Below are 24,703 nucleotides of genomic sequence, written 5' to 3' on the forward strand. Positions count from 1 at the left end.
AGAATTAGATAGGGCTTAAAGTTAAAAAAGCATCCTGAAAATCAGGATGCTTTTTATATAATTGTTTAAAGTATTCTATTTAAGCTAACATGGTAACCGGATTTTCCAAATACGCCCTAAGTGTTTGCAAAAATTGAGCTCCTGTAGCTCCATCCACTGTTCGGTGATCGCATGCCAATGTTACCTTCATGGTATTACCAACCACGATCTGGCCATTTTTAACCACTGGTTTTTGGACAATGGCACCAACAGACAGTATAGCCGAATTGGGCTGGTTAATAATAGAAGTAAATTCAGAGATTCCGAACATTCCCAGATTGGAAACGGTAAAGGTACTGCCCTCCATTTCCGCTGGACTTATTTTCTTATTTCTTGCCTTTCCAGCCAAATCCTTCACCGAAGCCCCTATTTGGGTAAGTGTCATTTGATCCGCAAATTTTAATACAGGAACCAATAGGCCTTCATCAACCGCAACGGCAACCCCGATATGCACATGGTGATTATATCTAGTAGTCTCATTGTTCCATGAGGTATTTACTTGTGGATGCTTTTTTAACGCCATAGCACAAGCCTTAACCACCATATCGTTAAAGGATACCTTGGTGTCCGGCAAGCTATTGATCTGCTCTCTTGAAACCTTGGCGTAATCCATATCGACCTCAATGGTCAAATAGTAATGTGGCGCGGAGAACTTTGACTCTCCCAAACGTTTGGCAATAACCTTACGCATTTGAGAATTCTTAACTTCCTCACTCCCCTCTTGCCCTACAGGCAAATTAATTGGAGCCGCAACAGCAGCTTGTGGGGAGGAAGCCTTTTCCTGGGCAGGAAGTGCTTTCTCGGCAGCTTTCTGTTTAGGCTGATATTCCTCTATATCTTTCTTTATAATCCTTCCTTGATCGCCACTCCCTTTTACATCCTCTAGATTAATTCCCTTATCCTGGGCAATTTTCTTGGCCAATGGCGATGCAAAAATTCGTTGACCATCATTGGCAGTAATAGGTGCAGATTCCTGACCATTACCGGAAGAGGTTTCAGCCTTCTTAACTTCTTCAGGAGTGCTTTCTTCATCAGAAGTAGAACCTGATCCCGCACTCAATACAGCATCAACATCTGTTCCTTTAGGACCTATAACTGCAAGCACTGAATCTACAGGTGCAGTTTCCCCTTCATTGATTCCCACGTACAATAGGATACCCGAATAAAAAGATTCAAACTCCATTGTGGCCTTGTCGGTCTCGATTTCTGCAAGGATATCCCCTTCTTCAACCTCATCCCCAACTTTTTTCAACCAAGTGGCTACAGTACCTTCTTCCATGGTATCACTAAGGCGAGGCATCTTTATAATCTCCACCCCTTCAGGGATAGTAGCACCTGTAGCTTTAGAAGCCTCTTTCTTCTCCTCATTTTTCTCCTCCTCCTTGGCCACAGCCTCCGCTTGTTTTTCCTCTTTGGCATCAGAAGATGCACTATTGATAAGGCCAGAAACATCCTCCCCTTTTTCACCAATTATGGCCAAAAGCGAATCCACTGGAGCTGTATCACCTTCTTTAATACCTATATATAATAAAGTTCCCTCATTGAAAGATTCGAACTCCATTGTAGCTTTGTCGGTTTCGATTTCCGCCAAAATATCACCTTCTTCAATTTTGTCTCCTACTTTTTTTAGCCACTTAGCAACGGTCCCCTCTTCCATGGTATCGCTAAGTCTTGGCATATTTATTACTTCTGCCATTTACTTATATTTTATGTTTTACAAATGGATAGTCCTCTTGATCGTATACCATATCATATAATTGATTTAGAGGTGGATAATCCGATTCCTCTGCAAATTTTTCACATTCAGAAACCAACTTTTTAACCCGGATATCTATCTCCTTTATCTGGGCATCCGTGGCATATTTATTTTCCTTTATGGTCGCCAATACTTGAGATATTGGGTCGATCTTCTTGTACTCTTCTACCTCGTCCTTAGTTCTATAATGCTGGGCATCCGACATGGAGTGTCCCCTGTACCTATAAGTCTTCATTTCCAAAAAAGTAGGACCGCCTCCGGACCTGGCACGGTCAATTGCCTTGCTCATTTCCTTGGCAACCGTTACCGGATCCATTCCATCTACCGGTCCACATGGCATTTCATATCCCAATCCAAGTTTCCAAATTTCCGTTGAATGCGAGGTTCTAGCTACCGATGTTCCCATGGCATAACCATTGTTTTCGCAAACAAAAACAACCGGCAATTGCCATAGCATTGCCAAGTTAAAGCTTTCATGCAGCGATCCTTGTCTTACTGCCCCATCTCCCATATAACAAAGGGTTACGGCATCCCTTTTAAAATACTTATCAGCAAAAGCCAATCCAGCACCCAATGGAATCTGACCACCAACTATGCCATGGCCTCCATAAAAACGGTGCTCTTTGGAAAAAATATGCATGGATCCACCCATTCCTTTGGAAGTTCCTGTAACTTTACCATAGAGTTCCGCCATAACCTTTCTGGGATCAACCCCCATACCTATTGGCTGAACGTGATTCCTATAAGCAGTAATCATTCTATCCTTGCTAAGGTCCATTGCATGCAATGCCCCTGCAAGAACAGCTTCCTGTCCGTTGTAAAGATGTAAAAATCCACGAACTTTTTGTTGAATATAGACTGCAGCAAGTTTATCTTCAAACTTTCTCCAGAACAACATGTCCTCATACCACTTAAGGTAGACCTCTTTGGTTATTTTTTCCATTAATTGATAATTTATGTAGTAATTCGCTTTGATCAAAAACAAGTTTCAGACAAAAACGGAAAACAAAAATACATATATAAATCAATAGGAAAAAAATTTAAATCAAAAGCTTCGCATAAAGCGATTATATAAAACAAAATAAGGAATACTTGAGAAATACCTAAATCCTAAATATAGAATGTGTTAATTTATTGTACTAACCCAAGAATGTACTGTTAAAGGCTAAAGGAAGAATATCGGAAACAGAGTTACATTTTAAGATCTCCCCCGTTTCCCCGGACATAATTATAGATATAGGTCTCAATTGTTTTATTTCATATTCCGAAATGGACTGCCTACAATTACCACAAGGGGCGGCAGGTTTATTGACTACAAAATTTTTGGAAGTGGCGCTTATGGCAATGGCCTTGATGCCAATACCTGGAAATTTTGCCGAAGCGTAAAATATGGCCACTCTTTCTGCGCACAAACCGGAAGGGTATGAGGCATTTTCCTGATTATTGCCAATTACAATTTCATCATTATCCAATAATACCGCAGCCCCAACATTAAATTTTGAATAAGGGGAATAGGCATTTTTCCTGGCCTTTACTGCTTCATGCATTAAAATTTGATCCCCCTGATCCAGTTCATCCATAGAATCATAGACCAATAGATCGAACACTACCCTACGTAGTTTCATAGACAATTAGCGTTATATAATTTAGTAAAAATAAACAAAACCTGCTTGTGGGCAGGTTTTGTAGTTAAGCTATATATTTTTTTTGGCATTAATCATTCAAAAATTCTTCTCCCAAATTGAATGTCAGAGAAAATCTAAGTGTATTCTCCAAAGGGTTTCTGACTTGAGAAGTAGAGAACAAATAAGACAGGTCTACCTGAGCTGATTTAAACCTAAAACCAGCACCCAAAGTGAAAAACTTTCTCGATCCCTTTAAATCGCTCTCATTAAAATATCCCGTTCTTAACATAAATGCATTCTGGTAGGTATATTCCGCACCGAGTGCCCATGTAAATTCTTTTAACTCCTCGCTAAAGCCATCAGGTGCATCCCCAAATGACTTAAAAACCCCTTCAAAAAAAGTAGTTTGCTGATATTCGTCATTATCCGTTCCATCAATTACCCCGTCATCATTATAATCTTGTGGAGTAGGCACCAAAAGTTTATTAAATTCAGAGGTAAGCCCAAGCACATTATCCTGATCCAAAATAAAATCAAAACCGACCCCACCTTTCAAATTGGTAGGAAGAAAATTTTCTTGTCCGGCGTCATCATACTTTAACTTGCTTCCTAAATTTGAAATGTTGAAGCCTGCCCTCCAACGGCCATCAAAACTATTGTAGGCAATTTCCCTAGAGCGATAGTATCCGGAAACATCCACGGCAAATGAACTTGCCGCCTTGGAGTCCTCACTGCCATTATCCGGCAATTTAAGATTTGAACTAATAAACCTACCTGCAACAGCCATAGAAAAAGTTTCACTTAGCTTTAAAGAATAGGAACCATCAAAAGCCAATTCGTTGGGCTTGGCCAATCTGGCCTGATCCCCGGCAAATTGCCTAAGTTCTATTTCCCCTAAGGTAAAGTATCTGATGCTTAAGGCAAAGGCACTTCTATCATTGATCTTCTTGTGAAAATTTGCGCTCAACAGCGCTATATCGGTAATTATACTTTCCAAATAAGGTGTATAACTAAGTCCAATTCCCATTTCTCTTTCTGCGAAGGCAAATTTTGCCGGATTCCATTGTTGGGAGAAAGCATCTGTAGAAGTTGCCACCCCCATATCGCCCATACCAGATGCCCTGGCATCAGCAGCAATGGTCAAAAAAGGCACGGCAGTAGTAATCACCCTATCTTCCTGAGCAGAAACTTTAAACACCAAGAAAAGCAAGAAAAGTATTGATAATTTTTTCATTTTTACTTGTTAAAATTAAGATTTGGTTTCAATAGTTATCCCAAAGAACCCGAATAAAATTATTTCGGTTCATTATAGTCAAACGTCCTTTTTCCGAATATCTTATATAAACCATTAAAAAAAATCGGCATTTAAATTCTTTTTACAATAAGATACTATATATAGGAATAATCCATGGCTAAGTTTGTTTCACTCTTATTGATTTTACTTGATATTTTACAAAGAATTATCAACTATCCATACTATATTAAATTTTAAGTCGTTATTCATGTTAAGCGATGCTCTTAGCGTGTTAAATAAATGATCAAATTTTTTTCATTTAACAAAATATTATGCCTTAATCATCGTTCTAAATGCCGAAAGCGACACAAAATATTAATAAAATATGAATCGCAAACTCCTTTAATAAGAAGTTTGTCTTTTGAACTCAAGTCCTAATTATGAAAAAACAATTCATCAAAGTTGTACTCTCTTGCGCTATTGTAGCTGGTGGTTTTTCAAGCTGTAAAAACTCATCATCCTCTAAAAATGTTTCAAGGGCTACGGGCTGGAATATTAACGCCAAGGAAGGTGGATTTCAGTACAATTCAGACTTTAAAGAGCAGGAAACTGCACCAGGTTTAGTATTTGTAGAGGGAGGAACCTTTACAAAAGGTCAGGTTCAAGATGATGTGATGCACGAATGGAACAACACCCCTACCTCACAGCACGTGCAGTCTTTCTATATGGATGAGACCGAAGTTACCAACGTTATGTATTTGGAATATTTGGATTACCTGAAGAGTGTTTACCCTCCAGAAAATCCTAAATATGTACATATATACACCGGTGCCTTACCAGATACATTGGTTTGGAGAAACAGGTTGGGATTCAACGAAACCATGACCAATAACTACCTACGCCACCCAGCTTATGCGGAATACCCAGTGGTTGGTGTAAATTGGATCCAGGCTACGCAATTTGCAGAATGGAGGACAGACCGAGTGAATGAAGTTATGCTGGAAAGGGAGGGCTATCTTTCAGAGGAGGCCAAATACAAAGTAATAAATGGTGAAGCAGAAGGTGGCTTTAGCACAGAGGCATATTTAAACAGACCAGAATCCGTATACAACGGACAGATAGACTCTTTACAGGGAAAAATGAAAAAAGATTCAGTTTCCGTCTTTGCCAAAAGAAGTTCCGGGGTTATTTTACCAGAATATAGATTGCCAACAGAGACTGAATGGGAATATGCAGCCCAGGCACAGATAGGAAGCAGGGAATACAATAACTACAGAGGTAGAAAAAAATATCCTTGGGAAGGAGATTATACCAGAAATGGACAGAGAGTTGGCAGAGGAGATCAATTGGCCAACTTTAAACAAGGAAAAGGAGATTACGGCGGAATTGCAGGATGGTCAGATGACGGAGCCGATATTACCGCAGAAGTCAAATCTTACAAACCCAATGATTTTGGATTATATGATATGGCAGGAAACGTGGCGGAATGGGTTGCAGATGTCTACAGACCAATCGTTGACGACGAAGTAAGTGACTTCAACTATTTCCGAGGAAACGTTTATATGAAAACGGCCATTGGAAAAGACGGAAAAGTAAATGTAATTCGTGACTCCATTGTGTACGACACCTTGCCTAACGGTAAAGTTGTAGCGGTAAATTTACCTGGAGAGATAAAAATGGTACCAGTAGATGAAGAAGAAACCTTCTTAAGGACAAACTTCTCATCCAGTGACAACAGAGGATATAGGGACGGTGAACCAGGATCTACCAGATTTTATGACAGATTTAGTGATGAGGAGGACGAAAAGGACGAAAAGAAAATGTACGACTCTCCTGTGAGCAAAGTACAGGTAGACTCTACTGGAAATATTGTGAGAGCTTATGACAAATCCAACAATAGAACTTCATTGATCAATGATGAGGTTAGGGTCTTCAAAGGAGGTTCATGGAGAGATAGGGCCTATTGGTTGGACCCAGCTCAGAGAAGATATTTACCACAGTATATGGCTACTGACTATATTGGATTTAGATGCGCTATGTCCAGAGTCGGATCCAAATCCAAAACAAAAAACAAAACACCTAGAAGCAAGAAAGCCAAATAGTTCTTGTAGTTAAATAAATATGAAGAAGCCCTTTTTAAAAAGGGCTTTTTTTATATCTTAGATTTATGACAATAGAACAATTGCACCAACTCTTTTTAGGGTTCCCCCAGGTGTGCACAGACACTAGAAAAATAAGCCCCAATTGCATATTTTTCGCCTTAAAGGGAGATAATTTTAATGGTAACTTTTATGCCGGCCAAGCTCTTGACCAAGGCGCTTCATATGCCGTTGTAGATGAAGAGGAATATGCCGTAGGCGATAAGACCATACTGGTAAAAAATGTACTTACCACGCTCCAAAATCTATCCCAATTTCACCGGAACTTTTGCAAAGCAAAAGTAATTGGCCTTACAGGCAGTAATGGCAAAACCACCACAAAAGAACTAATTACCGCTGTTCTATCCAGAAAATATAAAACTATTGCCACAAAGGGCAATTTAAACAATCATATTGGGGTACCGTTAACACTACTTTCCATAACTCCGGATACGGAAATGGCCATTGTAGAAATGGGTGCCAACCATCTTAAGGAAATAGAGTTCCTATGCAAGTTGGCCGGGCCCGATTTTGGATATATTACCAATTTTGGAAAGGCGCACCTAGAGGGCTTTGGGAGTGAGGCCGGAGTAATAAAGGGCAAAAGTGAGCTTTACGACTTTTTAACAAGTCATGACAAATCCGTTTTTTTTAATGCAGACGATCCTATTCAGAAGGAAAAATTAGCCACGGTTATCAAGAAATTTGGATATAGCCAGAACGATAGTGAATTCTTTCAAATAAAACTTATTGGCGCTGATCCGTTTGTCAAAATTGCCGTAGATAATATTCATATTACGACCCAACTTGTAGGCAGTTATAATTTCACCAATTGCTGTGCCGCTATATTAATTGGAAGATACTTTAATGTGGAGCTGGACGAGATAAAAAAAGGAATTGAAAATTATATCCCCCAAAATAATCGTTCCCAAATAATCGACAAAAATGGCCACCACATAATTCTGGATGCGTATAATGCCAACCCTACAAGCATGAAGGCCGCCTTGGAAAACTTTCAGCAAATAAAGGCTGATTATAAGATTGCCTTTTTGGGAGATATGTTCGAATTAGGAAAAACGGCAGAAAAAGAGCATCAGGAAATTTCAAATATAGCCGCCAATATGAATTTTGATCAAGTGTTTTTAATTGGTGAGAACTTTTTCAAGACAAAAAGCGACAGTAGTAAATTCAAGTCCTTTGACCATCTAAAGGAAACTCTCAACAATAAAACGCTGAAAAGCGCCACTATCTTGGTAAAAGGATCCAGGGGCATGGCTTTGGAAAGAATACTCGAGTTGTTATAACCTTTAAAACCAAAGTATTTTTTTGTGGGACATACTGGATTCGAACCAGTGACCTCTGCCCTGTCAAGGCAGCGCTCTAAACCAACTGAGCTAATACCCCATTAACTGCAACAACAGAAAAATAGTCCGCCAAAATTACACCAATTTTAAGAGTTTGAAACAACCTTGGAAAGTTTTTTCAATAAATTGCCTCCTTTGGATTCAAAATCGATTTCTCAACTGTTGAAGTAAAAACAGTATGCCTCCCCCACAGATCTTGGTTTCAACACCTCCTTGAGAAATAAAAGTAATCCCTAATAAATTGGAATAGAATCCATTAACTACCACCTAACACCCTCTCTTATTCTGATTTCCCAAACCTAAACACCTCCGAAGGAGTCCTGGCGCTTTCCAAAATGCCTTCCATTTCAGCAACCACCTCTGGGAAATCGGCCGCCAAATTATTCTCCTCACCAGTGTCCTTGGACAGGTCATATAGCTCTAACTGCGCATCCGGGTTCTTTAGAACATTGTACTTTACAGCCTTCCAGTCTCCCTTTCTAACAGCTTGCCTACCACCTTTTTCATGAAACTCCCAATACAAATACTCGTGTTCTTTCTGCTCAGTGGAATTACCCAACAAAGTGGGCAATAAGGAAATTCCGTCCAAACCAGGAGTTTCCTGTATCCCCGCAATTTCTGCCAAAGTGGGAAAGACATCCCAAAATGCCGAAACATGGCCTGTAACGCTTCCCTGCTTAATCTTATTGGGCCATTTAACCATCATAGGTACACGAATTCCCCCTTCGTACAAATCCCTTTTATAACCCTTTAAAAAACCATTGCTATCAAAATAATCGGGATCTGCCCCACCCTCTAGATGTGGACCATTGTCGGATGTAAAAATTATAATTGTATTATCCGCTATTCCCAAATCGTTAACCTTCCTAACAATTTCACCCACCTGTTCATCCAAGATACTCACCATAGCCGCAAAGGCCGCATGGCTTTCTGTTTGGGAGCCGCATCCTCCTATTTTATACTTAGGGCCATCATCTACACCCTTATATACTTTTTCTGGCATATATTTTCCTCTAAATCTATTATGCACCTCCTCTGGGGCAACCAACTCTGCATGTGGAATTATAGACGGCACATAGGCAAAAAAGGGCCTGTCCCTATTCTCTTCAATAAACTGTAAGGTCTTTTCATGAATAAGATTCGGGGCATAAATACCTTTTTTAGTGCCCGAATTCTCCGGCAGCACTATAGAGTCTTTATTGGACCACAAATGATAGGGATAATAATTATGCCCCATCGTCTGACAATTATACCCATAAAAAGTATCAAATCCTTGGTTATTGGGATCCCCTTCCGACCCTGGATATCCCAACCCCCATTTACCAAAAGCACCGGTGCTATAGCCAGCCTTCTTTAAGACTTCCGCAACGGTAAGGGTACTATCGGGAATAGGAAATTGACCTTCCGGTTTAATTCCATAATTACCCCTAACCACAGTATGACCTGTATGCATACCGGTCATAAGTGCCGATCTAGAGGGGGCACAAACAGTACTTCCGGAATAATGCTGGGTAAAAAGCATACCTTCGGCCGCCAACTTATCTATATTGGGAGTTTTAATCTTATTTTGCCCATACACACCTAGATCCCCATACCCCAAATCATCGGCAAGGATATAAATAATATTTGGCGGGGCAATTGTTTTTGATACTTCCGCCAAACCTAAATCGGAGGATTTCTTTTCCATTTTACATGAAGTGAACCCAATGGCAGTAATAATCATTAACCCAAAAACGACTTTAAAATCCATGACCTTATCTATTTATTTCAAACATACGGAGAATTATAAAAAAATCGCGGGTTGAAGATGTGAAAACCCACCGATGAAATCTCCCATGATATTCGCTTTAAAATGCTGTTGGTAGTTCTGCCTCAAACGGATCGGTAAATTTAAGATCGTGAAACCAATAAACTGAGCTAATCACCTCTATACCCATTAATTTATCGCTTATCGTCTCACTGTTGTACTGCCAAATTATATCCTTGGCATCCGGAAAATCCTGCCCTTCCAATTGTTCTGAAAACAACCTATTCAACAAAGTATTCTTAGGCATCCCAGCTGCCAATAATCTGATGAGAGATGCTTCAAAATTGGACTTAAACACAGACATATCTTCCTTTTTAGCATCTTCTATCTCAACCTTAAACCTTAGTGCTTCGGGCTGGGGAAACTTGCCATTAAAGGCCTGAAACAATAATTGTCCAGCATTAAAAAATTGTTCGTGCAATGATAAATCCGCATACTCCTCCCACATTTTTTCATGGAGCATTTCATGTGATAAATTGGCAATCTGACTGCTACTCAAAACCTCTTTGAACAAATAGCCCAAAACTATTTCTGCTGCCTCTGGGGGCTCAAAATCTGTTAAGGACAACATACACATTTCCTTCAATTCTGAATTCGGAATATTGGCAGTATCCCCAAATTCCATAATACCCAACAGTTCCATATAATTTTCACTTCCCCAAGCATTGGGCAATTCACGTATGGTTTCAAACTTTTTAAGATTAATTTTATATTTCATAATTATGTCTTTTCCTATGGTCAGGGCATCCTAAGTTACGGAAACGAGGGTTATGTCAATACATTTTAATCATTCTAATTGCCGTCTTTAAATTAATTCCAATTGAATTTAATAATCCTTAAAATTAAAAGTAAATTTATCCACATTACATGCCTTAGTAAAAACCAATAAATAGTCGTCATCTTGAAACTTTATATCCTCATTTTAATCAGTTTTATTAGTTATTCTAACCTCTTCGGGCAGAAGCTAAATACCAAAATAGTGTTTGTTATTGTTGATGGTATTTCTGCTGACGTATTGGATAAAATAGAAACACCAAACCTCGATGCCATTGCCAAGAAAGGTGGCTATACACGTGCCTATGTAGGAGGTGCAAAAGATGGTTATTCAGAAACTCCGACTATTTCCGCCGTAGGATACAACAGCCTTTTGACCGGCACCTGGGCAAATAAACACAATGTATGGGGCAACAGCATTAAAGATCCCAATTACAACTACTGGACAGTTTTTAGATATGCCAAAGAGAATAGGCCGGAATTGAAAACAGCTATTTTCTCAACCTGGTTGGACAATAGGACAAAATTAATTGGGGAGGGCCTTCCCCAAACCAATTACCTAAAGTTAAATCATCATTTTGATGGTTTTGAATTGGATACCTTAAATTTTCCACATGACGAAGACCGACTTTATATTCATAAAATAGATGAAATGGTAACAGATGAAGCTGCCAGGTATATAAAGGATGAAAGTCCAGATCTTTCATGGGTGTATCTTGAATATACAGATGATATGGGGCACCGATATGGAGATAGCGAGCAATTTCACTATGCCATTGCCATAATGGATAATCAAATAGGACGCATATACAAAGCAATAGATTTTAGAAGAAAGGAATTTGGCGAGGATTGGCAGATATTTATCACTACTGATCACGGTAGGGACAAGGAAACCGGTAAAGGACATGGAGGGCAATCTGATCGGGAACGCCTTACCTGGATCGTAACCGATGCCGATGGCATAAATGACTATTTTAAGAACGGAACCCCAGGTATTGTGGACATCTTGCCAGCGATGCTCAGAAGCTTGGAAATTGGCCCTGAGCGCAGCAGGGAATTTGAAATTGATGGGGTTTCCATCACGGGTCCACTTTCCGTGAGCGATTTAAAGGCGAGCATTCAAGGCACGGATTTAACCCTTAACTGGAAGAGCTACAATAGGGACAAAAAGCTCAAAGTTTACCTAAGTACGGAAAATGGATTTAAAAATGGCATATACGACCACTACAAATTGGTTAAAAAAGTGAAGGGGAATAGTAATAGCACTAAAATTGATTTAAGTAAATATCCCTCCAGCTTTTATAAAATTGTGATAGAAGGAAAGCATAATTCTACCAATGCTTGGGTAATATCCAAATAAATTTGTCAATTTTTCCTTACTCAATGGCCCACCATCAGAAGGATGGTGTTAACTGTAGAACCGCCCAATTCAATCAAACCAATTGTGCAGAAAATCCTACCATTTATACATTTTGATATTATACCCTTGTTTATACTCCCTATCTTCATTGAAAATTAAAATGAAATGATAGCCAAAGCCTCAAATTAGACTAATTTTTAAATTAAACTGGATGGGTTTTTCAGTATTCAGGCAGTCTATTTTAGAATAATTATATAACCTATTGCAATAATTGTATAACATATTGCTTCCCCTATTTTCGACATTTGTATAACACCCAAAAATCAATTATCATGTCACAGATCATAAGCATTATACTCGTATTGAACCTTTGTTTTGCAGGAGGCACCATTTTTGTAATCCTTCATGGAATGTATATTTCAAAAAAAACACGTTCACTGGATATGGACTCTATTCACAATTTGGAAAAACGAAAAATCGGCGAAGGTACAAAAAGTCAATTTTAAGCTTTAAGGGCCATACGCCCTAAGCCGTTATATGTTTGGCAAATCTTGGCGTACGCAATAGAAAATCCGTAGTTTAAATTCAAACGTATTTCCATCTTTAACACCTTGGGCGCCCGATATTCCTAAAGGGCCTAAGAATATCAATTTTGAATGCGGGAAATATTTAATCTTTTTAATTTTAAACAACTTTCATAATTTTACAGTACTTGGCTTATCAAAAACCCAAATGGCTAACCAATTAGTTGGCCCATCTTACCAATAGACAACTTTCTTTTCAAAACTCATATTCAAATCATTATATTCAATCAATCGTATTTTCAAAACTTGTACGTACAAGTAAAATTCTTATATTTACTAAGTCACTTTTTCAATGACCGTTTTTTGTTTTCTTTCAGGTAATGACATTTAGTTTCCTGAAAAATGCCCGTTTAAAAGGTATACACAGAGATTCAAAACAGCTAAATTGAAATAAAAAAACACCAATATGAAAATAGCCATGTTAGGCTCCGGCTTTATTGCCCGGTTTTATGCCGAATCACTGCATTCCCAACGACGAAAAGATTATTTGGTCATGGTCTATTCACGTAATGAAAAAAACGCCAAACGGTTTGCAGAGGATTATAACTTGCCGCATTACACGACATCTATGGAAGAAGCCATAGCCCATCCTGATGTTGAAGTAGTGCTCATATCCCTACCCAATCACCTACATGAGTCCGCCGTTCGTGAATGTGCAAAACATAAGAAGCACGTCATCTGCACGAAGCCTCTTGGCCGCACAGCCGAGGAAGCCAAATCCATGTTGGATATGGTTGAAGAGGCCGGAATTTTTGGAGGTTACCTCGAAGACCTTTGCTACACGCCAAAATTCTTAAAATCCATGGCAAGCATTAAGCGTGGTGAAATTGGCAAAGTACTTTGGGCCAAATCAAGGGAAACCCACCCTGGTCCACATAGCGATTGGTTTTGGGATAAGGAAAAATCTGGAGGTGGTGCCATCATTGATCTAGGATGCCACTGCGTAGAAATTAGTCGCAATTTTATTGGTAAAAACATAAAACCAATGGAGGTGATGTGTTGGGCCGATACCCAAGTACATCCCATAGAAGCCGAAGATCATGCCATAGGACTCGTAAAATATGCCAATGGGGCCATAGGGCAGTTCGAAGTTAGTTGGACCTTTCGTGGAGGAATGGACCTGCGCGACGAGGTGATGGGTACCGAAGGTACTATATGGATAAATAGCTTTTTGCGCACAGGATTCGAAATGTTCACTACTGGAAAAGGAGGTGAAGGGTACGTGGCCGAAAAAGCAGAATCTAATACCGGCTGGTTATTTCCCGTTGGGGACGAGGCCCATGAACTGGGTTATCCCCATATGTTTACAGATATGTTTACGGCCATTGAAGAAAACAGACCACCGCTTGAAACCTTTTATGACGGCTATGTAGTAAACGCTATCCTCGACGCGGCATTCAAATCTGCTGAAAGCAAATTGTGGGAACCCGTTATTCTGGAAGATTGGCGAGGTGATGAGCCTCTTCAACAACAAAAAAGCTGGAATTCCTATGATGAGGACCACTATATCATAAAAAAAGAGGTTCTTCCCAACGGGGACAATAAAGTAATATTAAAACACAAAAAAACCGGTGCGGTAACTCAAAAAGTAACCCAAGCCAACAAATAAAGGCCATTCTATATAAACCAATGGGAAAGAACCATGGCAAACAAAATATTTACATAACCTCCAAGGTACTATTTTGGTCCAGGGTACAGCTGCTTGTAGAAAGTATGCCCAAGGGATCAATGGGACTTGCATGTCCATAAACAAGATAACTTTCTTTGGACTATTATAAAAAACACAATGGACTTTAAAAACAGTACATATATAATAATGGGCGGAACTACAGGAATGGGTCTTGCCGCAGCTATTGCTTTAAGGAATAATGGAGCCAACCTTATGGTAGTAGGAAGAAACTTGGATAATTGCGAAAAAGCAAAGGAAATCCTTGGTAAGGGGAGCATTTCCTTGGAGGGTGATGCCACCGATCCAAAAACCATCAAAACCGCAATTAAAATGACGCATGAAACTTTTGGATCTATCACTGGATTATTTCATGTTGCTGGTGGAAGTGGCCGAAAATGGGGTGATGGCCCATTGGATAAAATCAGCTTGGAAGGTTGGAACAAGACCTTGGAATTAAACCTGACTTCCTTAATGTTATCCAATCAGGCCATAATAAATTATTTTTTGGACCATAAAAAATCGGGAACCATCTTGAATATGGGATCGGTTCTGGGCTACTCCCCTTCCCCAAAATATTTTACCACCCACGCTTACGCTGCAGCCAAATCGGCCGTAATAGGGTTTTCCAAATCCATTGCAGCCTATTATGCCGGGCACAATATCAGAATAAACGTCATTGCCCCAAGTCTTTTTATGACCCCCATGTCCCAACGGGCTGTAAATGACGACCAGATTATGGAATTCCTTAAAACAAAACAACCCTTGGATGGTGGGCGTCCGGGGATCTCCGAAGATATTAATAATGCAGTATTGATGTTCCTTCATCCTGATTCAGGATTTATTACCGGACAAGTTTTGGCGGTAGACGGGGGCTGGACGATTAGCGAGGGACAATACAAATAACACCATGTCAATATGACTAGAAACTATATGGGCATAGACATTGGAGGTACTAAAATAAAGACCGTTATCATCCAAGAAGATGGCCTAATACTAGAGCAATATGAGCTAATGACCGAAGATGATTACGGTAAGGGTGAAGTGTGGAAGAAAAAAATTGTAACCCAAATTGCCCTTAAAACGCAACAGTACGCCAATGGGGATATAAATTTGTTAAAATGCGGAATTTCAGCACCAGGACTAGTGGATCCGAAGAACAAAAAAATCCTTCACATGCCAGAGCGCTTAAAGGGCATAGAAAATTTCGATTGGACCCTTGAATTGGATAGAGACATCAAGGTATTGAACGATGGACATTCTGCCTGTTTGGCCGAATACGAATCCTTCCACAGGTCCCAAGGAATTCGCCATATGCTGATGCTTACTCTTGGTACCGGTGTGGGCGGTGGCATAATCATTAATGGGGAACTATACCAAGGGCACCTACAAAGGGCCGGGCACTTAGGGCATACGACAGTGGACATGCATGGGCCTCCAACCATGACCAATATGCCTGGTAGTTTGGAATACGCCATTGGTAATTTTTCGGTGGCGGAAAGAACAGATAATAGATTTAAAAGTACAAGGAAATTAGTGGAAGCCTACCAAAATGGTCAAGAAGAGGCTAGGGTATGGTGGCTGGAATCGGTAGAGAAATTAGCTGTTGCACTTGCTGCCCTGAACAATATACTTTCCCCAGAAGTTATAGTGTTAGGTGGAGGAATAACAGCCGGAGCCAAAGCATCCTTAATGCGGCCGCTAAAGGAATACATGGCACAATATGAGTGGCGGCCAGGAGAGCACAAAGTGAGCCTTGTTAGCGCAGGACATGAATCTTATGCAGGCGCCATAGGCGCTGCATTTTTTGCCAAAAACAATATTTAAAGAAACAAACAATGAGTGTAACAAAACTGTATCTAGAAAAAGGAAAAGAAATAATCTCTGTTATTGGGGAACAAGAATCAAAGATTCAGGAAGTGGCCCAGCTTTTTGCCCAATCCATTTTGAACGGACGTATGGTTCACCTTTTTGGATCTGGACATAGTCGTATGATGGTAGAAGAAATGTGGCCAAGATACGGATCCTTCCCTGGGTTCAACCCCATTGTGGAACTTTCACTATCCTTCCACAATTTGGTGGTCGGAGCCAACGGGCAGCGCCAAGCCATGTTTCTAGAAAATGTATCTGGATTGGCCGCACGAATCCTCCGCAATTTTGATACTAGTCCGCAGGACAGTGCCCTTGTTATTTCTTCAAGTGGCTGTAATGTAGTGCCTATAGAAATGGCGGAAGAATTTAGAAAAAGAAATATAAAAGTGGTTGCCTTGGTGAGCAAGCTTCACTTGGAAGGCAGTACCTCTAAAAAGTCGGACGGCAAAAAATTGACCGATTTTGCCGATTATGTATTGGATACCGGAGCACCTTTGGGCGATGCCATGATATACCTGGATGGTTTGGATTCTCCAGTTGCACCCGGCTCTACATTAGGCGGAGTTATGCTCATAAACTGTATAAAGGCCGAGGTAGCCAAAATATTGCACGAGAATGGCAAATCCCCCAAAGTATTGAGCAGTGGCAAAATCGTTGGAGAAAAACGGGCGGTAGATCTTTTCGAATCTGCATATGATGAACATGCCCACTTAATGGCAAAATTATATCAAAATGTGGGAAATAATTCAGGTGAAAATTAATGGCACGGCAACGTTTTACCATGCTTTATCCTGCAATTCCCAATATTGGCATTTAACTAATTTTAAACATGAACTTTTCAACTGTAATTTCTAAATCGTTTCGCACAGACATCCTCATTATTGGAAGTGGCAGCGCCGGTGCTACCGCTGCTATTGCTGCATCAAATGGGAGGTATAAAGTAACCCTTGTGGAACGTTATGGTTTTCCGGGTGGCACCTCAACCCAAATGCTGGACACTTTTTACGGTTTTTTCACTCCATCGGAATCGCCTAGAAAAATTGTAGGGGGAATTCCTGATAAAATCGTGAATGAATTGGATAGATCGGGCAATATTTTTTTACGTCCCAATACCTACGGAGCGGGTACTGGAGTAAATTATAACCCTGAAAAACTAAAACTGGTTTGGGAACAACTTTTGATAAAAAGTGGTATTCAATTATTATATCACTCCACCCTAGTGGGAGTGGAAAGTACAGGAGAAACATCGACCTGCATATTCTTCAATAAGGGCACGGGCTTTTTTTCCATTACTGCAAACCGGGTAATAGATGCTTCTGGCGATGCTGATTATTGCCATTTGGCAGATATACCCTTTGAACGTGCCGGGGAGAAGGAATCCGCCCAAAGTATGACCACCACCTTCCGTATGGCCAATGTGGAACAACAAGAGTATGAGTCGGCAGGAGGAAAAAGAATGTTAAAAGAAAAGATGGCAGAAGCTTATGAAAAAGGAACTTATGCCCTTCCGCGCAAAGAGGGATCCGCACATGAAATGTGCCAGCCCAAATGCATTTCTACAGTGGCGGTAAAAGTAGTGGACCTGGATCCGCTGGACGTAGAAGGTATTACAAAGGCGGAAATTGAAGGGCGCCGGCAAGCCTTTATTTTTGAAGATTTTTTCAGGGCAGAGATAGCTGGATATAAAAATTCAAAGATTATTGGGCTCTCCCATCAAATTGGTGTCCGGGAAACTCGAAGGGTTTTTGGGGAATACCGTCTTACAAAAGAGGATTGTATAAGTGCCAAAACCTTCGAAGACCAAATTTTTCTTTGTGGCGCACCCATTGAAGATCATCGAAAATCAGACGAAGGAGAATCCGAAACCTTTTGGCAATATGTTCCCAACGGGGGAGCCTACGGTGTGCCATACGGCACTATTGTACCCAAGGAAAGTCTAAACACTTGGGTAGTAGGCCGTTGCTTCTCTGCAACACATGACGCCCATGCCTCCTGCCGCTCTATGGCACAGACAATGAGTATGGGGCAGGCGGCTGGCCTGGCCGCTATAATCTCTATGGATACCGATCAGAACGCCAAAAACATCGATATTAACAAACTACAGGATTCTTTAATACAAATTGGGGCCATTTTAAGAATGCCCGAGAAAGTTGCGGATACCTCTAGGTACGGATGGAAAAACAATTAACAATTATGTCTCAAGAATTTTTTAGAACAGTTTTGGGCGATAAGCCAACTTCGGAAATGGGACTCACCTATTCCCATGAACATATCATTATAGAGGATAGTTATGTAACAGCTGCCCATCCTGAATTTTTACTCAACGATGTACATAAAATTACCGAGGAGCTTAAGAGCTTTTATAGGGCGGGAGGCAGAACAGTAGTAGACACCATGCCGTCCAATTGCGGCCGTAATATTTTAAAATCGGTTGAGGTAAGTCAAAGCAGTGGTGTCAATATAATTGTCCCTACGGGAATCCATTTGGAAATTTATTACCCGGAAAATCACTGGAGATATCAGTATTCCGAAGATCAAATGACCGAACTTTTTATAGACGATATTGAAAAAGGTATTGATCAATTTGATTATTCCGGACCATTTGTAAAAAGGACCCAATATAAGGCAGGTCTCATTAAATTGGCTACCGGGGATGGTCCGATAACTCCCCATCAGGAAAAAATTTTCAGGGCTGTGGTGAATGCACATTTGGAAACTGGAGCTCCAATATTAACACACACCAATTTTGGAAAACAGGCCTTGGAACAAGCGAAACTGTTCAAAAAATTGGGGGCAAATCTACAACATGTGGTGCTTTCCCATGTGGACCGGGCCAAAGAGCTAAATTATAACATGGCGGTACTTGATATGGGAGTTCGGTTGGAATACGACAGTGCTTTTCGCTGGAAAGAACAAGAGCCCAATTATACTCTAAATCTTTTGGAAAATCTTCTCCCCAAATACCCAGATCAAATTACCTTGGGAATGGATATGGCAAAAAATGCATATTGGAAAAGTTATGGAGGTAGTCCTGGATTAAATTATCTTATAGAAACCATTCCCCAATTCTTAAAATCAAAAGGGCTGGAAGAGCATTATAAAAAAGTGTTTTTTGACAATCCGAAAAGATTATATGCCTTTTCCAAATCTTAAGCCAAACTAACAATGGCCAAACTACAAAAAGTAACTATTTCGAATAGGATACTCAGTAGTATTACAATACAAATCACCATATAAATTAAGGTTGGGCCTACTGGTTCTGAACCTAATTGATATATGTAAAATAGGAGCTCCAACTGCAATTCCCAATTTTTCGGCGTTATCGCCGCTGGCCGGTACTGACCTTAACTCCTGCTCCGCTCCCATAATCTCTATTAAATATTCCTGGCTAAGGGTTTTAAAAAAAGATCCCTCAACAAATTCCTCAGACCTTATAGGCTCCAAAGCGTTCAAGGCATACCAATTATTCTCCAAAACTACAGGTTTGTTGTCTATATAACGAACTCTTTGAAAATAGACGCATTTAGAACTCTTTTCATCCTCGGATAACGGAAAACCAATTACCGGGTCCCATTCCACAATTTTAGGCTCCTCTGTCACCTTGGTCAATACCTTATAATCCGTTGATCCGGAAAAGCCTTTGATAGACAAAAGTCCCAAATACTTTCCCCTCTCCAAGACCTTACTGCCCTTACCGTGTTCCTTGGCTATAAACCCTTCTTTCAATAGCTCGTCCAAGGCTTTTCTAACCGTAGTTCTAGTGGTACCAAATTGTACACAGAATTCATTTTCTGAAGGCAAATAACTATCGGGAGGATACTTTTGTGTCTGAATCCTTTTTTTTATATAGTCTTGAATCTGATGGTATTTCTTAATCTTTTTCACCTACAAAATTTAAGTATCTAGGTCTAATTTACATTATCTTATAATCAATATCCAAGATTATTAAATGAATTTACTTTTAAATAAACCCTCACTATTGTCTATACAAGTTAATTTTGTCGTTTAATTTACCGCCCTAGGTAAGAATTAAGAACAGACAATTGCAGCAACTTTTTTAAACAATACTTTATAACAAAACATCATCTTACATTAAACTTTTTTCACTATCTGGTAAACCTGCACACATATTATTGATTAGTAGATTTTTACCCTATTAAATATTAGGTTTACACAGTAGAATCGACTTCATTTTACGACCTTCCACCGGCTTATTCCAGATACACAAATCCGCCACAAGTGGGGTTCACATTCCAACTCCCAATTTTTGAAAGAAAACAGTCATTTATATAAAATTAAATTTTAACTTGTATGCACATGTTAAGGATAATAATTTAATAAGTATGGTGTTTATTAAAAAAATTGGAAGGAAGTTGACAAGTATAGGAGTTGTTGCCATGGCCTGCTCATTTATTTGTTGTGAGGACTCCAGAAGGGCGGAATATGAAACCCCTAAACTCAATTTCCAAACCACCATGTCAAATGACTTTAATGTCCCGGAAGGATGGGAAGTAAACCTATGGGCAGAATCTCCTGCCTTATTCAACCCAACAAATATGGATGTGGACTCAAAGGGAAGGATTTGGGTTACCGAAGCTGTCAACTACAGGGATTTCAACAACGATCCCAAACATCATCTAAATTTCGATAAAGGGGACCGAGTAGTGATACTGGAGGATACTGATGGAGACGGAATTAGCGACACCTCCAAAGTATTTATCCAGGATAAAGATCTGGTTGCACCCTTGGGCATTGCAGTAGTGGGGAACAAGGTTTTTGTATCCTGCGCGCCCACCTTGTTTGTCTATACTGATGAAGATGGCGATGACGTACCCGACAAAAAGGAAGCTTTTCTTACAGGGTTTGGAGGCTTTGATCACGACCACAGCCTACATTCGCTAGTAGTAGGCCCTGATGGAAAATGGTATTTCAATACGGGGAATGCCGGACCGCACCGTGTAACTGACAAAGCTGGTTGGCAGCTCCGCTCAGGAAGCGTTTACACGGGTGGAACCCCATACAACGATAAAAATGAACCGGCACAAGTTAGTGACGACGGGCGTATTTGGGTCGGTGGCCTGGCCCTAAGAATGAACAATGACGGCACTGGCCTTGAGGTGGTAGGTCACAATTTTCGAAACTCCTACGAGGTTGCACTGGACTCATATGGAAATATGTGGCAAAACGACAACGATGATCAAGTGGTAACCTGTAGGGTAAGTTGGCTTATGGAAGGTGGCAACGCGGGATATTTCAATGCCAACGGCAAACGTACATGGCAGGCCGATCGTAAACCTGGGCAGGATATTTTCACAGCCCATTGGCACCAGGACGACCCAGGGGTTATGCCGGCTGGAGACAACACTGGAGCAGGATCACCTACAGGTGTGGTCGTTTACGAAGGGGACGCCTTTGGCCCGGAATATCGTGGAATGCTCCTAAGTGCCGATGCCGGACGCAACGTAATATTTGCCTACCAGCCATCTCCGAATGGAGCGGGATTTGATTTAAAAAGGCGGGATTTGATTACCTCAACCCAAGAATCCACAGAAGGATATATATGGAACGATATCGATGAGGATAAACGCAAATGGTTTAGGCCAAGCGATGTTACCGTTGGAACCGATGGTGCTATTTACATATCCGATTGGTATGATCCAGTAGTAGGGGGCCACCAGATGATGGACACCTTAGGCTATGGAAGAATCTATAGAATTAGCCCTAAAGGAAAAAATCTTACCATCCCAAAAATAGACCTAAGCACCATAGAAGGCCAAGTTGCAGCTCTTCTTAATCCAGCTATAAATGTTCGAAATCAGGGATTTGAAAAATTACTTGAGCAAGGTGAACAGGTTTTTGAGGAGGTCAAGAAAATATTGGATTCAGACAATCCCTATCATCAATCACGAGCCATCTGGTTGTTGTCCAAACTTGGCAACGAAGGAAAAGCCATTGTAAAAAACGTATTAAAAAGCGAGCCGGACCCCCGATTAAGGATTGTGGCTTACAGAGCACTGAAAGATGATGCTGAATCCTTTTTAAAATATGCCACTATTGCGGTTAATGACCCTTCGCCCCAAGTGAGAAGAGAGGTGGCCATTTCCCTTCGAGACACACCTTGGGAAGAAAGCAGTGCACTTATCAAGGAATTATTTAAAGAATATAACGACCATGATCCCTGGTTTTTGGAAGCCTTTGGAATGGCTATGGACGGCAAGGAAGAATTGGCCTATGCCGAATTGCTTTCCAATCAGCACGAGGATCCTTCAAATTGGTCAGATTCTTTTGCCTCCTTAGTATGGCGAATACATCCCAAATCTGCCATCAAAGCATTAAAAGAAAGGGCGCTAACAGAAAGTTTATCCCCAAATCTTAAAAAACAAGCGGTAGATGCCCTGGCATTTATTAATGAAACAGAGGCGGTCAAGGCTATGCTGGCCATAAAAAAATCCAGTACGGACAAATCGGTAAAGGAAACATGCCAATGGTGGCTGGACTTCAGAAAAAGTAACGACTGGTATGCCCTGTGGGATTGGGAAGCAGAAAACGGGGAAGAATTCAGTGTTCCTGACAATATTGCCAAACTCAATGAAACACTTTTAAACCAGGACACCTCTACAAAAAAAAGGATCGAGGTAGGGAAAGAAATGGCAGGAAGCTTGATAGGTGGACGCCTCTTAATTAGTTTAGCCGCCAACGATCAGCTTTCCAATGAAGTTATTAGCGGAATATCCGAGGTTATTTTTAACAATCCCGAATTGGAAATCCGGACCTTAGCCAGTGAACATTTTAAAAAATCCGGGGAAAAGCAAATGGCTATTCCCTCCATCTTAAAATTGACAGGGGAAAGCAGTAAAGGTGAAAGTGTATTTCTATCAAAATGTACTACTTGTCATAAAAACGGAACTATGGGCAACGATATAGGTCCAGACCTATCCTCGATCGGGGAGAAATTCGATAAGACTGCCATTTTGGATGCCATTATTCATCCGAATGCGTCCATTGTATTTGGATATGAACCGGTTATGATAAAAACTAAAAGTGGTCAGGCCTTTTTCGGTTTTCTTCTATCCGAGGGCGAAACCACAGTGTTGAAGGACATGACCGGAAAACAGATTGTGATTGCACCAGATGAAATAGATAGCAAGGAAAAAATGAAAACGGGCATTATGCCCAATGCAACATCCCTAGGTCTTACGGAACAAGACCTGGCCAATCTATCTTCCTACCTGTTAACGCTAAAAAATAGTACGCTTTAAATTCTACAACCCATTAAAAATTGACATTATGAGTGCTTCAATAACAAGAAGGGAAGTGTTAAAATCCTCCGCCGGCCTACTCGGTTTAAGTTTTTTGGGGGCTTACGAGGCTTTTGCCATGGACAAAAGTCTTGGATTTAAAATTGGCGCTTGCGATTGGTCTATCCAGAAAATGTCAGAAATTGATGCTATAAAAGTTGGTAAGAAAATTGGATTGGATGGGGTGCAGATTAGTTTGGGCACATTGGCCAACAATATGCACCTAAGGCAAACAAGCATTCAACAACAATACAAAAATGCCTGTTCGGAGTATGGTATGAGCATAGGAGGCATCGCCATTGGCGAAATGAACAACATTCCCTATAAATCGGACCCACGTGCCGAAATTTGGGTATCCGACAGTATAGATGTGGCCAAAAAAATGAATGTCAATGTTGTTCTATTGGCTTTCTTCCATAATGGAGACCTTAAAAATGACATGGAAGGCACCCAGGCAACGATTCGAAGGCTAAAAAAAGTATCAAAAAAGGCAGAGGACAATGGTATCATCCTGGGTATAGAATCTTGGCTAAGTGCCGAAGAACATATGGAAATCATCAACGCCGTAGATTCGCCTAATATCCAAGTTTATTATGACGTAGCCAATTCAAACAAAATGGGGTACAATATTTACGACGAAATACGATGGCTGGGCAAAAAGCACATCTGTGAATTTCACGCCAAAGAGAACGGTTATTTATTAGGACAGGGCAGAATAGATTTTGAAAAAGTAAAAAAAGCGATAGATGATATCGACTATGAAGGTTGGATACAGATAGAGGGTGCGGTTCCCGAAAACGCAGATATGTTTGATAGTTATGTTTTGAACAATAAATACCTTAGGTCGGTTTTAAAAAGTTGAATCACGAGGACCTAGATCAAGGTATTAGGCAACTTACGAGCGACCATTAATCTAAAATAAATCCCGTAGCTAGCATTACATGAAGCAATTGTTATACCCATCTTAACCCAAAAAAGGCCTCCAATCTCTTGAAAGCCCTGTGTTTATTGGTGATGGCACTAGGATTCGAACCTAGGACCGCCTGCTTAGAAGACTCATATTCCATCCTACAAATGAATACAAAATACATCATATTATATTGATTTACAGCTATTTAATTCAATTTCGATAAAATTGGATGTCATTTGATATCAAATGATATCAAAAAATAGTGAGCCTAAAGTG

At 40.3% G+C, this 24,703-nt stretch carries 19 protein-coding genes and 1 tRNA gene; 12 read left to right on the forward strand and 8 right to left on the reverse strand.

Annotated elements, in window-relative coordinates; genetic code table 11:
- Positions 1–79 precede the first annotated feature (79 nt).
- The 4 genes from LV92_RS14600 to porV all read right to left on the reverse strand — a co-directional run bounded on the left by LV92_RS14600 (position 80) and on the right by porV (position 4,654).
- The gene (locus LV92_RS14600) at positions 80–1,735 is read right to left on the reverse strand and encodes a pyruvate dehydrogenase complex dihydrolipoamide acetyltransferase (RefSeq protein WP_111624370.1); all 1,656 of its coding nucleotides are present in this window, start codon (positions 1,733–1,735) and stop codon (positions 80–82) included.
- A gap of 4 nt (positions 1,736–1,739) precedes the next feature.
- Positions 1,740–2,738, reverse strand: coding sequence for a pyruvate dehydrogenase (acetyl-transferring) E1 component subunit alpha (gene pdhA / locus LV92_RS14605; RefSeq protein ID WP_111624371.1), 999 nt, complete (start codon positions 2,736–2,738; stop codon positions 1,740–1,742).
- 196 nt (positions 2,739–2,934) lie between these two features.
- Positions 2,935–3,420 carry a cytidine deaminase gene (cdd, locus tag LV92_RS14610; RefSeq protein ID WP_111624372.1) on the reverse strand — a complete coding sequence of 162 codons (486 nt, stop codon included), beginning with the start codon at positions 3,418–3,420 and terminating at the stop codon, positions 2,935–2,937.
- Positions 3,421–3,508: 88 nt separating this feature from the next.
- Positions 3,509–4,654 (reverse strand): type IX secretion system outer membrane channel protein PorV, encoded by a 1,146-nt coding sequence (porV, locus tag LV92_RS14615; protein ID WP_111624373.1) that lies wholly within the window; start codon positions 4,652–4,654, stop codon positions 3,509–3,511.
- Positions 4,655–5,094: 440 nt separating this feature from the next.
- On the opposite strand from porV, the gene gldJ reads away from it, so the two are divergent.
- On the forward strand, positions 5,095–6,756 hold the full coding sequence (gldJ, locus tag LV92_RS14620; RefSeq protein WP_111624374.1) for a gliding motility lipoprotein GldJ: 1,662 nt from the start codon (positions 5,095–5,097) through the stop codon (positions 6,754–6,756).
- A 65-nt stretch (positions 6,757–6,821) separates the two neighbouring features.
- The gene (locus tag LV92_RS14625; RefSeq protein ID WP_111624375.1) at positions 6,822–8,096 is read left to right on the forward strand and encodes a UDP-N-acetylmuramoyl-tripeptide--D-alanyl-D-alanine ligase; all 1,275 of its coding nucleotides are present in this window, start codon (positions 6,822–6,824) and stop codon (positions 8,094–8,096) included.
- Between the two features lie 25 nt (positions 8,097–8,121).
- On the opposite strand, the gene LV92_RS14630 is transcribed toward LV92_RS14625, so the two are convergent.
- From LV92_RS14630 to LV92_RS14640, 3 genes are all read right to left on the reverse strand, one after another.
- Positions 8,122–8,196, reverse strand: a tRNA-Val gene (locus LV92_RS14630).
- Positions 8,197–8,436: 240 nt separating this feature from the next.
- The gene (locus LV92_RS14635; protein WP_211322987.1) at positions 8,437–9,906 is read right to left on the reverse strand and encodes an arylsulfatase; all 1,470 of its coding nucleotides are present in this window, start codon (positions 9,904–9,906) and stop codon (positions 8,437–8,439) included.
- 97 nt (positions 9,907–10,003) lie between these two features.
- The gene (locus LV92_RS14640; protein WP_245946389.1) at positions 10,004–10,681 is read right to left on the reverse strand and encodes a hypothetical protein; all 678 of its coding nucleotides are present in this window, start codon (positions 10,679–10,681) and stop codon (positions 10,004–10,006) included.
- Positions 10,682–10,942: 261 nt separating this feature from the next.
- On the opposite strand from LV92_RS14640, the gene LV92_RS14645 reads away from it, so the two are divergent.
- The 8 genes from LV92_RS14645 (at position 10,943) to LV92_RS14675 (ending at position 19,372) form a co-directional block, all read left to right on the forward strand.
- A complete protein-coding gene (locus tag LV92_RS14645; RefSeq protein ID WP_245946390.1) occupies positions 10,943–12,097 on the forward strand; it encodes an alkaline phosphatase family protein in 1,155 nt (384 codons plus the stop codon).
- Positions 12,098–12,429: 332 nt separating this feature from the next.
- Positions 12,430–12,603: a hypothetical protein gene (locus tag LV92_RS21815; protein WP_170126333.1), complete on the forward strand. Its 174-nt coding sequence runs from the start codon at positions 12,430–12,432 to the stop codon at positions 12,601–12,603.
- Positions 12,604–13,087: 484 nt separating this feature from the next.
- On the forward strand, positions 13,088–14,290 hold the full coding sequence (locus tag LV92_RS14650) for a Gfo/Idh/MocA family protein (RefSeq protein WP_111624377.1): 1,203 nt from the start codon (positions 13,088–13,090) through the stop codon (positions 14,288–14,290).
- A 177-nt stretch (positions 14,291–14,467) separates the two neighbouring features.
- Complete coding sequence (locus tag LV92_RS14655) at positions 14,468–15,253, forward strand: SDR family NAD(P)-dependent oxidoreductase (RefSeq protein WP_111624378.1); 786 nt, start codon at positions 14,468–14,470, stop codon at positions 15,251–15,253.
- Positions 15,254–15,265: 12 nt separating this feature from the next.
- The gene (locus tag LV92_RS14660; protein ID WP_111624379.1) at positions 15,266–16,174 is read left to right on the forward strand and encodes an ROK family protein; all 909 of its coding nucleotides are present in this window, start codon (positions 15,266–15,268) and stop codon (positions 16,172–16,174) included.
- Between the two features lie 11 nt (positions 16,175–16,185).
- Positions 16,186–16,980 (forward strand): sugar isomerase domain-containing protein, encoded by a 795-nt coding sequence (locus tag LV92_RS14665; RefSeq protein ID WP_111624380.1) that lies wholly within the window; start codon positions 16,186–16,188, stop codon positions 16,978–16,980.
- Between the two features lie 68 nt (positions 16,981–17,048).
- Positions 17,049–18,407, forward strand: coding sequence for an FAD-dependent oxidoreductase (locus LV92_RS14670; RefSeq protein ID WP_111624381.1), 1,359 nt, complete (start codon positions 17,049–17,051; stop codon positions 18,405–18,407).
- 5 nt (positions 18,408–18,412) lie between these two features.
- Positions 18,413–19,372, forward strand: a complete 960-nt coding sequence (locus LV92_RS14675) for a phosphotriesterase family protein (protein ID WP_111624526.1) — start codon at positions 18,413–18,415, stop codon at positions 19,370–19,372.
- Between the two features lie 21 nt (positions 19,373–19,393).
- Here the strand turns inward: LV92_RS14675 and LV92_RS14680 are convergent, their stop codons facing one another.
- Positions 19,394–20,104, reverse strand: a complete 711-nt coding sequence (locus LV92_RS14680) for a GntR family transcriptional regulator (protein WP_111624382.1) — start codon at positions 20,102–20,104, stop codon at positions 19,394–19,396.
- Positions 20,105–20,562: 458 nt separating this feature from the next.
- On the opposite strand from LV92_RS14680, the gene LV92_RS14685 reads away from it, so the two are divergent.
- Positions 20,563–23,478, forward strand: a complete 2,916-nt coding sequence (locus LV92_RS14685; protein ID WP_111624383.1) for a PVC-type heme-binding CxxCH protein — start codon at positions 20,563–20,565, stop codon at positions 23,476–23,478.
- A 28-nt stretch (positions 23,479–23,506) separates the two neighbouring features.
- Positions 23,507–24,379, forward strand: coding sequence for a sugar phosphate isomerase/epimerase family protein (locus LV92_RS14690; RefSeq protein ID WP_211322988.1), 873 nt, complete (start codon positions 23,507–23,509; stop codon positions 24,377–24,379).
- The last annotated feature ends 324 nt before the right edge of the window (positions 24,380–24,703 follow it).

It is taken from the genome of Arenibacter echinorum (genome assembly GCF_003259375.1).
Classification (GTDB): domain Bacteria; phylum Bacteroidota; class Bacteroidia; order Flavobacteriales; family Flavobacteriaceae; genus Arenibacter; species Arenibacter echinorum.